This is a genomic window from Photorhabdus sp. RM322S, from assembly GCF_042879395.1.
Classification (GTDB): Bacteria; Pseudomonadota; Gammaproteobacteria; order Enterobacterales; family Enterobacteriaceae; genus Photorhabdus; species Photorhabdus khanii.
The window spans coordinates 1-14,577 of the sequence record NZ_JBHFKW010000029.1; the positions used below are offsets into that span (position 1 = coordinate 1).

A 14,577-nucleotide genomic window follows, 5' to 3' on the forward strand; every position below is an offset into this window, starting at 1 on the left:
CAAGCGCTTATTCGCTTTCTCTCTGCCTGACCTCACAATGTTTATCAGCGTTGTGTCGGTCAGTGGTGGCGCATTATAGGGGGTTCTTCGGCGCTGGCAATAGTTATTTTAAAGAAAATTGATCGTTTGATTAATCCCACAGCAAAACCCCACTTTATACTCATATATCAACAGACTTATCCACAAATGGTTAGTTGGGTTAAAATTTATCGAGCATCACGCAAACGTTTTCGTTACAATTCGATGGCTAAAATCATTGCGTGATTTTAGCTGACTGTTCTGAAATATTATTGCAGTGCCCATTTTTTATGTCCTGATAATAGTGGGTTCTTCCCAATAACATGTTATTGCCTTATAAAATCCAAGGGATCAAACCAATGCAACAGCCTCGTCCAATCCGTCGTGCCCTACTTAGTGTTTCCGATAAATCAGGGATCGTTGAATTTGCAAAAGCCTTATCTCAACGCGGTGTTGAATTACTTTCTACTGGCGGAACAGCCCGTTTACTGGCTGACTCTGGTCTGAAGGTTACTGAAGTTTCAGATTACACCGGCTTTCCTGAAATGATGGATGGACGCGTTAAGACCCTGCATCCTAAAGTACATGGCGGAATCCTTGGTCGCCGCAGGCAAGATGATGAGATCATGGAACAACACCAAATCTCACCAATTGATATGGTAGTTGTGAATCTATATCCATTCGCTCAAACCGTTGCCAAACCAGATTGCACTTTGGAAGACGCTGTTGAAAACATTGATATCGGCGGACCAACGATGGTTCGCTCTGCGGCTAAGAACCACAAAGATGTTGCGATCGTAGTTAATAGTAATGATTATGAAAAAATCATTGAAGAGATGGATAACAATCAAGGTTCACTGACACAATCGACCCGTTTCGATTTAGCCATTAAGGCATTTGAACACACCGCTGCTTATGACAGCATGATTGCTAACTATTTTGGCAAACTGGTTCCGCCTTATTACGGTGACATCACTCAACCATCAGGACGCTTCCCTCGTACCCTGAATCTGAATCTCACTAAAAAGCAGGATATGCGTTATGGCGAGAACAGTCATCAGGACGCCGCTTTCTATATAGAAGAGAATATCTCTGAAGCGTCTATCGCAACGGCAACTCAATTACAAGGTAAAGCGCTTTCCTATAATAACATTGCAGATACAGATGCAGCTTTGGAATGTGTTAAAGAATTTGCAGAGCCTACCTGTGTTATCGTTAAGCACGCTAACCCATGCGGTGTAGCAATAGGTAAAGATATTCACGAAGCCTATGATCGCGCATTCAAAACAGACCCTACCTCAGCTTTCGGCGGTATTATCGCGTTCAACCGCGAACTTGATACTAAAACTGCACAAGCCATTATCGATCGCCAATTCGTTGAGGTAATTATCGCTCCTTCAATAAATGAAGATGCATTACCCGTATTGGCTACCAAGCAAAATGTCCGTGTTCTGGTCAGTGGAGAATGGGAAACCCGCGTTGCTGGTCTTGATTTCAAACGTGTTAATGGCGGCCTACTGGTACAAGATCGCGATCTTGGTATGGTAACTACAAATAGCTTACGTGTAGTTTCCAAACGTCAACCCACTGAACAAGAAATGAAAGATGCTCTGTTCTGTTGGAAAGTCGCTAAGTTTGTCAAATCAAATGCAATTGTTTATGCAAAAAATGATATGACCATCGGTATCGGTGCAGGCCAAATGAGCCGTGTCTATTCTGCAAAAATTGCTGGAATTAAAGCCGCCGACGAGGGTTTGGAGGTTCAGGGATGTGCAATGGCTTCTGACGCATTTTTCCCATTCCGTGACGGCATTGATGCGGCAGCGGCTGTCGGTGTGAGCTGTGTTATCCAACCAGGCGGTTCTATCCGTGATGACGAAATCATTGCAGCGGCTGATGAACACGGTCTTGCCATGATTTTTACTGGCATGCGCCATTTCCGCCACTAATCAATAGCAGGAGTGAACTGAATGAATATTTTAATTATTGGTAGCGGTGGACGCGAGCACGCTCTGGCATGGAAAGCAGCTCAGTCTCCTTTGGCTGATAAAGTCTATGTTGCTCCAGGAAATGCAGGAACCGCTCTGGAAAGCAATCTGGAAAATATTGATATCTCAGCGACAGATATCAATAGCCTGTTAGCATTTGCACAAAGCCATAATATCGGGCTGACTATCGTTGGCCCTGAAGCGCCATTGGTCATTGGTATTGTCGATGCATTCCAAAAAGCGGGGTTGACTATCTTTGGCCCAACTCAGGCAGCCGCTCAATTAGAAGGCTCAAAAGCATTCACCAAAGATTTTCTGGCACGCCATCAAATCCCAACGGCGGCTTACCAGAATTTTACAGCCATCGAACCTGCTCTCGCCTATCTGGATAAAGTCGGCGCACCTATTGTCATAAAAGCTGACGGATTGGCCGCAGGTAAAGGTGTGATTGTTGCTATGACACTGGAAGAAGCTCAGTCCGCCATAAAAGATATGCTAGCCGGAAATGCATTTGGTGATGCAGGCCATCGAATTGTTATTGAAGAGTTTTTAACTGGCGAAGAAGCTAGTTTTATCGTTATGGTCGATGGCAAGAATGTTGTTCCTATGGCAACCAGCCAGGATCATAAGCGCATAGGTGACGGTGACACGGGTCCGAACACTGGGGGAATGGGAGCCTATTCACCCGCACCGATCGTCACCGATACAATCCACCAGCGTATTATAGAAGAAATTATTTATCCTACGGTTAATGGTATGGCTGCCGAAGGTCATGTCTATACCGGTTTTCTTTATGCCGGGTTGATGATAAACCAGAATGGCGAACCGAAAGTGATTGAATTTAATTGTCGCTTTGGTGATCCGGAAACTCAACCAATCATGATGCGTATGCGTTCCGATTTAGTTGAACTTTGTCTGGCCGGTGCAAAAGGCGAGCTTGCTGGTAAAACTTCCGATTGGGACGAACGCCCTGCTCTGGGTGTAGTGCTGGCTGCTGGCGGATATCCTGCCGATTATCGCAAAGGGGACATTATTCATGGCTTGCCCCAACAAGAAAATGAAAGCACCAAGGTTTTTCATGCAGGTACAGCACTGAAAGATGGTGATGTTATTACCGCAGGTGGACGTGTTCTGTGTGTTACCGCTTTGGGAAAAACCATTGCCGACGCGCAGAAAAACAGTTACCAGCAAGCAGAAGAGATTGAATGGAGTAGCTGTTTTTATCGCAAGGATATTGGATACCGGGCAATTAACCGGCTGAAATAATCACAAAACTGACGGAGGTCAGAGGCTGTCCTTCGTCGGTTCCCAACGGCAGAAGTCGTTATTGGCTACCAACAGTAATTCACGGCCAGCCGAAGCTTCCAACCAGGCAATTGTTAATTGACCGTAACTGCTTTTTTCGCGCTGTTCAAGCCATGACCTCGCGTAAGGTTCAAACTCGACGGCAATCGTGTCACCTGCACAGGTAGTGACCTTGCCGTTATGCCAGTGCCCTTGCATCAAACGCACATTTCCCACGATCAACGCATCACTTAACTCAAGAACCCGTTTAGCATCAAACTGCATGCGAACAATATCATCACTGGAAAGTGGTTCACGCCGGGTTTTTGACTGCTTTTGCATAAAAATCACATCACCGGATTTATCTAAACGAAGTTGTTCAGCCAATGGATTTTCATTATTCAGAATTTCACGACGAATTTGGCGTAAATCGCCCTGTTTATATTCATAAAAAGTCACGATGGTATTGCCATTACGGTAAGGGCTGTAAACACTCATTAGAACCAGAGGCTTACTATTTTGATCGTTGAGGCGCCACAAGCGGACAACGCCATCATCTGCGATGAATCCACTTGCACTAAAAGAAGGTTCTTTTGGTTGATTGGTACAGGCGCTGAGCGCGAAGACGAATCCTAGTGTCATCAGCCCCTGACGAACCAACAAAAGGGGATAAATACCCCTTCTATCTTTTCTTTTTTGCAATGAAATTATTTAACTGCGTCTTTCAGTGCCTTGCCAGCAGAGAAAGCAGGTACGTTCGCAGCAGCGATTGTAATTTCTTTACCGGTTTGAGGGTTACGGCCAGTACGCTCTGCGCGATGGTTAACTTTGAAAGTACCAAAGCCCACCAGTTGTACTGAATCACCTTCTTTCAGGGATTCAGTAATTGCATTCAAAGTTGATTCCAGAGCAGCTTTCGCCTGAGCTTTGGTCAGGTCTGCGCTTTCTGCGATTGCATCAACTAATTCAGTCTTATTCATAGATTATCCTTACAGTGTGTTTATCGTTTGCAAAGCATCGAGTGCGACGGATATGCCGAATGACAGCACCCCTGCATACACGCACCGATAGCCACTTCTTTTCACCCCCCAAATGTAGAACAGAGTGGGGGCAAAAGTGAAGCCTTTGAACATGGCATTTAAAGCATTAAATCACGTTTTTTCACTTTACTGCGTTAAATTTATGCCTATGTTGCTAATTCCTGACTCCCGGAGGTCAGCTTTCAATCCTTTAATCAACTCAATATCCCGCTCTTCACAGCCGGACAATAAGCGATAAATTTCCCATTGAATGTCCCACTCTTGTTCAATGGCAGGTAATACTCTTAATTCTTCATCGGTCATTTCTTTCCCGGCATGAGTCATTTCAAGCATAGCAACTGTGCGAATTGAAATTTCACTCACAGCAATTGTATGCACCAATGTTTCACCACTCAGACGGGAATGGATAACTTCCCCTAATGCAATACACGCATCAATTGCCGGGTACACACCGTAAATATCGTAATCATCGGCTGACGGAATGATTTGTTCCAACTTTTCCAGCTGATTATCAAAATTAACCTTGGCATCTTTTACAACTAATATTTCCCACACCAAATCCAGAATACGGCGGTAAAGAGCAGGTTCCGCGAACGCTGTCTGACGACAGAACATCTGGTAATTTGGATACATCCGTTCGCATAAACTCGCCATGAAAGTCAGATGCTGCCAGCTTTCAAGTTTTTCCAGCCGTAAATGTATCGGGTTTCGTAACATTAGTTCTTACTCATTAATGCATAATTTGCTTCGCAGTTTACCTGAAATTCAAGAAGATCCACACGCTTACACCGAATTTAAGGATTTTTCTGCATCATTTGTTCAAAAAACGCCCTATTTGAGGCGATACCATCCGCCCAACGGGTAGTTTCAGGTAGGCGATAACCTCTCACACAGCGCTCTACCCATAGCAATGCACTATCAAGACTGATTCTGTGTCCTGTAGAAATATACAATGGATTACAACGTTTTTTACTTCGCCATACCCAACCAATCTGCTCCTCTTTATCAATCAAAGGCTGGCAACTGCCGGGTTGCTCACCCAATGGTTCACTTTCACCACATAAACGACGTTTTGCCACGCCAATCGTAGGTACATTCGCCAATAAACCAAAATGGCTGGCAACGCCTAAACGACGTGGATGAGCAATACCATGGCCGTCCACCATGACCAGATCAGGTGTATGTTTCAGCGACTGCCAGGCAGCCATCAATGCAGGATATTCACGAAAAGAGAGTAAACCAGGGATATAAGGAAGTGTAGTTTCAATTCGGGCTATCTGATACTCCACCAGTTCAAGGGCAGGATAAGAGAGAACAGCGATAGCTGCGCGGGTAACCGTTCCCTGCTGTTCAAAGCCCACATCAGCACCAGCAATCAATTTTGGTGAGGAAAAATCATCATAATGGATGACTTGCTGAGCCTTTTCTATTTGTTCCTGACGTAATGCTTTCGTGTTAATCATATTCTTACTGATGATATTTAGCTGAAAGTTTATGTACCGCTTCAACAAATACACCAGCATGTTCCGGCGATACATCTTGATGGATACCATGACCAAGGTTAAAAACATGACCAGAACCTGCACCAAAACCTTGCAAAATTGTCGAAACTTCCTGCTCAATCCGCTCTGAAGAGGCATATAACATAGATGGATCCATGTTGCCCTGCAAAGCCACTTTACTCCCTACACGACGACGTGCATCAGCAATATCTGTCGTCCAGTCCAAACCAAGGGCATCACAACCCGTTTCAGCCATTGCTTCCAGCCATTGCCCACCGCCTTTGGTAAACAATGTTACCGGCACACGGCGACCTTCATTTTCACGGATCAGGCCATCAACAATTTTGTGCATATAACGCAGGGAAAACTCGCGATAATCCCGCCCCGTCAGCACGCCTCCCCAAGTATCGAAAATCATCACGGACTGAGCGCCCGCTTTAATCTGGGCATTAAGATAAAGAATAACACTGTCTGCCAGTTTACCCAGCAATAGGTGCATGACAGCGGGTTCGGCATACATCATTTTTTTGATTTTAGTGAATGCCTTACTACTACCGCCTTCCACCATATAAGTCGCCAGTGTCCACGGGCTACCGGAAAAGCCAATCAAAGGAACCTGACCCGCCAGTGCCTTACGGATGGTACGCACTGCATCCATCACATAACCCAGCTCCATTTCAGGATCAGGAACCGGCAGTTTTTCAACATCAGCACGACTTAAAATAGGGGACTTAAAACGCGGGCCTTCACCTGCCTCGAAATAGAGTCCCAACCCCATTGCATCAGGAATAGTGAGAATATCAGAGAAGAGAATCGCCGCATCCAACGGATAACGCCGTAAAGGCTGTAAAGTGACTTCGCAGGCAAGTTCAGTATTCTTACATAGAGAGATAAAATCACCTGCCTCGGTACGGGTAGCCTTATATTCCGGCAAATAGCGACCAGCCTGACGCATCATCCATACAGGTGTAACATCAACGGGTTGGCGTAGTAAGGCTTGCAAATAGCGGTCGTTTTTCAACTCATTCATAACAGGCTCCATTTATTTATTGGCCGCAATATTATCTGGCTGCAATGATTTGCTGCCATTGTAACATGACAGACAAATCTCTCCCGTTGAATCGCACCAAACAGTACATTACGCATTTCGGCATAAAGCAACCGTATCTTCAATCAACCGGCGGGCAATCGTATTGGCTGGCGGGATCAATGGCAGTTGATCATAGCGATACCAGTCTGCGCTAATCAGCTCTTTCGGATCATGACGGATTTCACCGCTGTCATAATCAGCCAGAAATGCCATCATCAATGAATGAGGAAAAGGCCACGGCTGAGAAGCCACATAACGTAAGTTACGGACTTTAATATTACTTTCTTCCATTACTTCGCGGGATACCGCTTCTTCGAGTGTTTCACCTACTTCGACAAATCCCGCTAGTACTGTGTACATATTCCCGCGATGACGTTGATGCTGCGCCAGCAAAATCTGATCATTACGGCGAATACCGACAATAATGCAAGGCGCAATCTGCGGATAATAACGCTCATGGCAGTGGTTACACAAACAAGCCCATTCACTGACACTGTGGTACATTTCATTGCCACAATAACCACAATATTGATGAGCACGATAAAACTCTGCTAGCTGTACTCCCCGACCAGCTAACTGAAACAATCCGCACTCACTTGAAACAATTTCCCGTAGCGAAACCATATCGGAAGACATTTTTTGACGAATAAGCCAAACTTTCTCTCCCTGCCATTCACCAATAGGCAATGCTATTTTTCCTTGCAGTGACCATTGAGCCGCTATTCCAAAGGGTAATTCACCTTTAGGGAGCCAAATACGATTTTCATAGCTAATAATCCACCAGCCACGTTCTGTACCTGTAATTTGTTGTTGCATCATCACTATGACATCTTAAATTATTCTAATATGTGTATAAATCATACGCTTTTTCATCAGAAAAAGAGTGTCTTATTATATATTGTATTGCCTGACCAGGCAGTGACAGGCATGATTCTCAGCTATTAATGTGCTTTGACCTGAGGAACACAACATCATGCCACAACCGCTTGCAGTGTTTGATCTGGATGACACCTTAATCTCCGGTGATTCCAGCGCTATATGGACAGAATTCTTATGGGAAAAAGGCATAATTACTGATCCCAGCTTTATCGAAGCAGACAAAAAAATGATGGCTGATTACAGCGCAGGTATGCTGAATATGGATGACTATCTGGCATTCAGCTTGGAAACATTACATCAGGTTCCGCTAGAGCGGGTTGATGTCTGGCTCACCGAATTTGTTAAAGAGAAAATCAGACCACGGTTTTACCCACAAGCCAAAGCTCTGCTTGAAGAGTATCAACAGCAGCAGGTTCCAGTCATGATTATTTCAGCCACCGTCTCTTTTATTGTGAAAAAGATAGCTGCCGAATTGGGTATTCACACTGCGCTGGGCATTGATATGGTAATAGAAAATGGCTGTTATACCGGCAAAATAGACGGTATTGCCACTTTTCGTGAAGGTAAAGTAAAACGAATGAAACAGTGGTTGGAGCAACAAAACAGTTATCCTGAAACTATCCGTTTTTACAGTGATTCGATTAATGATCTGCCGATGTGTCAGTTTGCCAATGAGGTGATTACTGTCAATGCCGATACTCGTTTGCAAGCTGAGGCAAAACAACATAGCTGGAAACAATTAACTTGGTCATTATAAATACTTTCATTTATCAAGGGTTGTAGTTTTCATAATCCCTTCTATACTTATGCCTACTTTCTTGTCGGAGTGCCTAGCGTAAGCTGTTTTATCGCAGCATACACAGGCTGAGACCGTTAATTCGGGATCCGCAGAACCTGATCGGGTTAATACCCGCGAAGTGGAACAAGAGTAATCAACCGCTGTCGGCTCACCCGGTTTTCTTACCAAGAGTCCATCCAGCCATCAATTATTACTCCCTGCGAGCTCCAGACAAGCAACTTTCCCAATAACACGGTTAGGAATTTGCTATGTCTAATAATATTGTTATCCCTGCAACTGATATTTCACCAAAACCCAGCCCGGCACGTCCACGTCAAGCTCAACGCGATGCCGCTCAGGAATTTATTAATTCTATTCAGGGAGTCGCATTCCCTAATTCTCGACGAATTTATCTCCAAGGTTCACATGACGATATCCAAGTCCCAATGCGGGAAATTCAGTTATCGCCCACTTTAATTGGTGGAACTAAAGAAGAACCGCGATATGAGGAAAACGAAGCTATCCCTGTTTACGATACTTCTGGTGCTTATGGCGATCCTGATTCCATGCTGGATGTGCATGTTGGGTTAACTAAATTGCGCCAGCAATGGATCGACGAACGCCAAGATACAGAACCCGTTACTGCCCTCAGCTCTGATTTTACTCAGCAACGCCTGGCGGATGCCGGTCTCGATCATTTACGTTTCAATAACCGCCCTCATCCATTAAAAGCAGGTAAAGGCAAACGCGTTACGCAATTGCACTATGCCCGTAAAGGCATCATCACACCGGAAATGGAATTTATCGCACTGCGGGAAAATATGGGACGTGAACGTATCCACGGCGATGTACTACGCCAACAACATGCCGGGCAAGGCTTCGGCGCTCAGTTGCCAGAAAATATCACACCTGAATTTGTCCGTCAGGAGGTCGCGGCTGGCCGGGCGATTATTCCTGCCAATATCAATCATCCTGAATCAGAACCAATGATTATTGGTCGTAATTTTCTGGTGAAGGTTAACGCCAATATCGGTAACTCTTCGGTAACCTCTTCTATTGAGGAGGAAGTGGAAAAGCTAATCTGGTCTACCCGTTGGGGAGCGGATACGGTAATGGATCTCTCCACTGGCCGTTATATCCACGAAACCCGCGAATGGATCTTACGTAATAGCCCGGTTCCTATCGGTACAGTCCCCATTTATCAGGCTCTGGAAAAAGTTAATGGCGTAGCGGAAAACCTCACCTGGGAAATGTTCCGTGATACCTTGCTGGAACAGGCAGAACAAGGGGTGGACTACTTCACTATTCACGCAGGCGTTCTGCTGCGCTATGTCCCGATAACAGCCAAACGCCTCACCGGGATCGTTTCCCGCGGTGGCTCAATTATGGCGAAATGGTGCTTATCTCATCATCAGGAAAACTTCCTCTACCAACATTTCCGCGAGATTTGTGAAATCTGTGCCGCTTATGATGTTTCTCTATCATTAGGGGATGGCTTGCGCCCCGGCTCTATTCAAGATGCCAATGATGAAGCCCAGTTTGCAGAGTTACATACATTAGGCGAACTGACCAAAATTGCCTGGGAATATGATGTTCAGGTGATGATCGAAGGCCCCGGACATGTGCCAATGCAGATGATTCGCCGCAATATGACAGAAGAATTGGAGCACTGTCATGAAGCCCCTTTCTACACCCTTGGGCCACTGACGACAGATATTGCACCAGGTTATGACCATTTCACCTCGGGTATTGGTGCAGCGATGATTGGCTGGTTTGGCTGCGCCATGCTCTGTTATGTGACGCCAAAAGAACATCTTGGTCTGCCAAACAAAGATGATGTTAAGCAAGGACTGATAACCTACAAGATTGCTGCCCATGCCGCCGATCTCGCCAAAGGCCATCCAGGCGCACAAATCCGTGATAACGCTATGTCAAAAGCAAGATTTGAATTCCGTTGGGAAGATCAGTTTAATCTGGCGCTCGATCCAGATACCGCTCGTGCCTATCACGATGAAACTCTGCCACAAGCCTCCGGTAAAATTGCTCATTTCTGTTCTATGTGCGGGCCTAAATTCTGCTCGATGAAGATCTCTCAGGAAGTACGCGATTATGCCGCCGGTATGGAACAGATGTCAGAAGAATTCCGCGCCCGCGGCAGCGAGCTGTATCACAGTGCAGAGGGTGTATCTCATGAGTAATCTGCCTAATGCCTCATTTGCCCCGACTGAACACAGATTGGGGCTGTATCCGGTTGTGGATTCGCTGGAATGGATTTCCCGCCTGTTAAAGGCAGGAATTACCACCATCCAGTTACGAATCAAAGACCTGCCAGAAGATCAGGTCGAGGGAGAAATTAAGCAGGCCATCACGCTCGGCCACCAATATAACGCTCGTTTATTTATTAACGATTACTGGCGACTGGCGATCAAACATGGCGCTTACGGTGTTCATCTGGGGCAGGAAGATTTAGATAACGCCGATCTGAATGCAATCCAAGAAGCCGGATTGCGGTTAGGCATTTCCACTCACAATGAACAAGAATTGGCACGGGCAAAATCTTTACGTCCATCTTATATCGCCCTCGGCCATATTTTCCCGACGACTACCAAAGCAATGCCCTCTTCTCCACAAGGGCTCGAAGCACTAAAACAACAGGTAGAAAACACACCGGATTACCCTACTGTCGCTATCGGAGGTATCTCTCTCGAACGTGTACCGGATGTTATTGCTACGGGAGTTGGCAGTGTGGCGCTGGTTAGTGCGATTACCAAAGCAAAGGATTGGCGTCAGGCAACGGCGCAGTTGATTCACCTAGTTGAAGGCATTTAGTTGACGGTATTGAGAGGTTCTTATGCTGAATGATCAAGAATTTATGCGTTACAGCCGACAACTGTTGCTGGAAGATATCGGCCCTGAAGGACAGGAAAAACTGAAAACCAGCCGCGTACTGATTGTCGGTCTGGGAGGGCTGGGCGCCCCTGCGTCTCTCTATCTCGCTGCGGCGGGTGTGGGAACAATTTATCTCGCAGATGATGACCAACTGCACATCTCCAATTTACAACGACAAATCCTTTACCGCACAGAGGATATCCCTTCGGCAAAAGCTGAACTTGCAGCTAATCAGCTCAATGCACTGAATCCACTGGTAAAAGTAACTGTTCTTAATCAACGTCAAGATGTGGAATCCTTGAAAAAAAGCGTAAAACAGGTCGATCTGGTTCTTGATTGCTGTGACAACATGGCAACCCGCCATGCTATCAATGCAGCTTGTGTAGCCACACGCAAACCCTTAATCAGTGGCAGTGCTGTTGGGTTCAGCGGTCAGCTTATGGTGCTTGAGCCCCCTTATTCTCACGGCTGCTATACCTGTCTCTACCCTGATCAGGAAGAACCACAGCGCAATTGCCGAACTGCGGGTGTATTAGGTCCGGTAGTCGGCGTCATCGGCACATTGCAGGCATTGGAAGCCATCAAAATGTTAACCGGACTTCCCTCTCCGTTGAGCGGCAAACTTCGGCTGTTTGATGGTAAGCAGCAAAGCTGGAGCACGCTACAGCTCAGTCAATCGCAGCAATGCCCAATCTGCGGAAATATGGCATGAAAATTACTATAAATGACCAGCTGATGGAGCTTACCGCTCCTCTGGCTCTACAACAATTACTGGAACAACTTGAATGGTCACAACCGGGAACGGCATTGGCCATTAATCAAACCATTATTCCGCGTTCGAACTGGAGTACGCACCAAGTTAATGACGGGGACAATATCCTTTTATTTCAGGCTATTGCCGGAGGTTGATATGTTAAAAATCGCTGATACTACTTTTGATTCCCGTCTGTTTACTGGTACAGGCAAATTCGCTAATGCAGATTTAATGATTCAGGCTATAGCTGCCTCTGGCAGTCAGCTTGTCACGATGGCGATGAAACGCATTGATTTGCAGGGAGGTAATGACGCTATTCTGGCACCATTACAAAAACTTGGCGTCAAATTGCTGCCAAATACTTCTGGAGCCAAAACCGCAGAAGAGGCTCTGTTCGCGGCCCGTCTGGCCCGTGAAGCGTTGGCAACAAACTGGATCAAACTGGAGATCCATCCTGATGTGAAATACTTGCTGCCCGATCCGGTCGAAACGCTCAAAGGCGCTGAAATGCTGGTCAAAGACGGATTTGTCGTTCTACCTTATTGCAGTGCGGATCCTGTTTTGTGTAAACGTCTGGAAGAAGTGGGCTGCGCGGCAGTCATGCCTTTGGGCGCGCCGATTGGCTCTAATCAGGGGCTGCTAACCCGGGATTTCCTGCAAATTATTATTGAGCAAGCACAGGTGCCAGTGGTTGTCGATGCGGGCATCGGCGCACCAAGCCATGCACTGGAAGCGATTGAACTGGGTGCTGATGCCATATTGGTCAATACCGCTATTGCCGTCGCGCATAACCCAGTAAAAATGGCACAGGCATTTAGCATGGCAATTGCAGCAGGCGAATTATCCTATCAGGCTGGTTTAGCAAGTCGAAAACAACACGCTGTTGCATCCAGCCCATTGACTGATTTTCTGGGAACGTTCTAATGGCTAATCATCTTTTGAACAACAGTTTTGGTTATCGCTGGCAGCAACTGGGTTGGGATGACATTACCCTTCGCATTAACAGCAAAACTTCGCAGGATGTCGAACGGGCATTGGGCAGCCACAAATTAAATCTGGATGACTTTATGGCACTGCTCTCACCAGCGGCGAAATCCTATATAGAACCGCTGGCACAACAGGCACAGAAATTGACTCGTCAACGCTTCGGTAATACCGTTGGTTTTTATGTGCCGCTTTATCTCTCGAATTTGTGCGCCAATGATTGCACCTATTGTGGATTCTCAATGAGTAACCACATCAAGCGCAAGATACTAAATGAAGATGAAATTATTGCAGAATGTCAGGCGATTAAAGCTCTGGGCTTTGACAATCTGCTATTAGTCACGGGAGAACATCAAAGTAAAGTAGGTATGGACTATTTCCGCCGTTATCTGCCACTTATCCGTGAACATTTCAGTTCCATAATGATGGAAGTCCAGCCAATGACTCAGGAAGAATATTCAGAACTCAAAACGTTGGGGCTGGATGGTGTAATGGTTTATCAAGAAACCTATCATGAACCAACTTATCGGCTGCATCATCTACGGGGTAAGAAACAAGATTTTCATTGGCGACTAGAAACACCGGATCGTCTTGGCCGGGCAAAAATTGATAAAATTGGTTTAGGGGCATTAATTGGCCTATCTAACCACTGGCGGACAGATTGTTATATGGTGGCTGAACATTTATTCTTTTTACAACGCACATACTGGCAAAGTCGTTATTCAATTTCATTCCCACGTTTGCGGCCTTGTGCCGGAGGTATTGAACCTGCATCATTAATGAGTGAAGCAGAACTGGTACAACTGATTTGTGCTTTTCGTCTGTTTGCTCCAGATGTGGAACTTTCTATTTCTACCCGGGAATCCCCCTTCTTTCGCGATCACGTAATACCACTGGCAATCAATAATGTCAGCGCAGGTTCGAAAACCCAACCCGGTGGTTACGCAGACAATAGCCACGAAGAATTAGAACAATTTACTCCGCATGATAATCGCTCCGTTTATCAGGTCGCGGATGTATTGATTAAAGCAGGGTTACAACCTGTCTGGAAAGATTGGGATAGTTATTTAGGCCGATAATTTAATTTTCTTTCTTCTCAAATAATTCGATTTTAAATAAAATCGCTTAACAGGCAATAACGACAAGAAATAGGATTTAATATAACAAACTGTCTGGTGATAATACCAGGCAGTAAAATACATAAAAATACGATAAAAAAATAATTTCCATTTGAAATATCTATTTTTAATTTTAAATAAAAACTCATCCATATAGCTCTAACCAACATTAGAAAATATATTTTTTATGAATATTTTATTTCTACATAACCGTTTTATGCACAATTAAAATTTAACTTTTAACATACAAATA

Annotated in this window: 15 protein-coding genes and 1 riboswitch; of the genes, 9 read left to right on the plus strand and 6 right to left on the minus strand. The window is 45.3% G+C overall.

Annotation, left to right across the window (positions count from 1 at the left end; translation table 11 throughout):
• The first annotated feature begins 377 nt into the window (after positions 1-377).
• The gene (gene purH / locus ACGF63_RS16360) at positions 378-1,967 is read left to right on the plus strand and encodes a bifunctional phosphoribosylaminoimidazolecarboxamide formyltransferase/IMP cyclohydrolase (RefSeq protein ID WP_152963741.1); all 1,590 of its coding nucleotides are present in this window, start codon (positions 378-380) and stop codon (positions 1,965-1,967) included.
• Positions 1,968-1,988: 21 nt separating this feature from the next.
• A complete protein-coding gene (purD, locus tag ACGF63_RS16365) occupies positions 1,989-3,272 on the plus strand; it encodes a phosphoribosylamine--glycine ligase (protein WP_387632072.1) in 1,284 nt (427 codons plus the stop codon).
• A gap of 18 nt (positions 3,273-3,290) precedes the next feature.
• Here the strand turns inward: purD and ACGF63_RS16370 are convergent, their stop codons facing one another.
• The 6 genes from ACGF63_RS16370 to nudC form a co-directional block, all read right to left on the minus strand.
• Entirely contained in the window at positions 3,291-3,932 is a 642-nt protein-coding gene (locus tag ACGF63_RS16370) for a DUF1481 domain-containing protein (protein ID WP_152963739.1), read from the minus strand.
• A gap of 65 nt (positions 3,933-3,997) precedes the next feature.
• The gene (gene hupA, locus ACGF63_RS16375) at positions 3,998-4,270 is read right to left on the minus strand and encodes a nucleoid-associated protein HU-alpha (RefSeq protein WP_021322843.1); all 273 of its coding nucleotides are present in this window, start codon (positions 4,268-4,270) and stop codon (positions 3,998-4,000) included.
• A gap of 186 nt (positions 4,271-4,456) precedes the next feature.
• Positions 4,457-5,047, minus strand: coding sequence for a YjaG family protein (locus tag ACGF63_RS16380; protein ID WP_152963738.1), 591 nt, complete (start codon positions 5,045-5,047; stop codon positions 4,457-4,459).
• A 77-nt stretch (positions 5,048-5,124) separates the two neighbouring features.
• Positions 5,125-5,793 carry a deoxyribonuclease V gene (gene nfi, locus ACGF63_RS16385; RefSeq protein ID WP_036845759.1) on the minus strand — a complete coding sequence of 223 codons (669 nt, stop codon included), beginning with the start codon at positions 5,791-5,793 and terminating at the stop codon, positions 5,125-5,127.
• A gap of 4 nt (positions 5,794-5,797) precedes the next feature.
• Positions 5,798-6,862, minus strand: coding sequence for a uroporphyrinogen decarboxylase (gene hemE / locus ACGF63_RS16390; RefSeq protein ID WP_152963737.1), 1,065 nt, complete (start codon positions 6,860-6,862; stop codon positions 5,798-5,800).
• Between the two features lie 108 nt (positions 6,863-6,970).
• Positions 6,971-7,738 carry an NAD(+) diphosphatase gene (gene nudC, locus ACGF63_RS16395; protein WP_036846534.1) on the minus strand — a complete coding sequence of 256 codons (768 nt, stop codon included), beginning with the start codon at positions 7,736-7,738 and terminating at the stop codon, positions 6,971-6,973.
• A 157-nt stretch (positions 7,739-7,895) separates the two neighbouring features.
• Here nudC and ACGF63_RS16400 point away from each other — a divergent pair, with 157 nt between their 5' ends.
• From ACGF63_RS16400 to thiH, 7 genes are all read left to right on the plus strand, one after another.
• A complete protein-coding gene (locus ACGF63_RS16400; RefSeq protein ID WP_387632077.1) occupies positions 7,896-8,558 on the plus strand; it encodes an HAD family hydrolase in 663 nt (220 codons plus the stop codon).
• 55 nt (positions 8,559-8,613) lie between these two features.
• Positions 8,614-8,740, plus strand: a riboswitch (TPP riboswitch).
• A gap of 108 nt (positions 8,741-8,848) precedes the next feature.
• Positions 8,849-10,777, plus strand: coding sequence for a phosphomethylpyrimidine synthase ThiC (thiC, locus tag ACGF63_RS16405; RefSeq protein WP_387632080.1), 1,929 nt, complete (start codon positions 8,849-8,851; stop codon positions 10,775-10,777).
• A complete protein-coding gene (thiE, locus tag ACGF63_RS16410; RefSeq protein ID WP_262979200.1) occupies positions 10,770-11,408 on the plus strand; it encodes a thiamine phosphate synthase in 639 nt (212 codons plus the stop codon). The genes thiC and thiE overlap by 8 nt, the downstream gene beginning before the upstream one ends.
• 22 nt (positions 11,409-11,430) lie before the next feature.
• Positions 11,431-12,180 (plus strand): HesA/MoeB/ThiF family protein, encoded by a 750-nt coding sequence (locus tag ACGF63_RS16415; protein ID WP_152963733.1) that lies wholly within the window; start codon positions 11,431-11,433, stop codon positions 12,178-12,180.
• The gene (gene thiS, locus ACGF63_RS16420; protein WP_036845778.1) at positions 12,177-12,377 is read left to right on the plus strand and encodes a sulfur carrier protein ThiS; all 201 of its coding nucleotides are present in this window, start codon (positions 12,177-12,179) and stop codon (positions 12,375-12,377) included. Before ACGF63_RS16415 ends, thiS begins: the two co-directional genes overlap by 4 nt.
• Position 12,378: 1 nt before the next feature.
• Positions 12,379-13,146 carry a thiazole synthase gene (locus tag ACGF63_RS16425; RefSeq protein WP_152963732.1) on the plus strand — a complete coding sequence of 256 codons (768 nt, stop codon included), beginning with the start codon at positions 12,379-12,381 and terminating at the stop codon, positions 13,144-13,146.
• Complete coding sequence (gene thiH / locus ACGF63_RS16430) at positions 13,146-14,285, plus strand: 2-iminoacetate synthase ThiH (RefSeq protein ID WP_132355273.1); 1,140 nt, start codon at positions 13,146-13,148, stop codon at positions 14,283-14,285. Before ACGF63_RS16425 ends, thiH begins: the two co-directional genes overlap by 1 nt.
• Positions 14,286-14,577 lie beyond the last annotated feature (292 nt).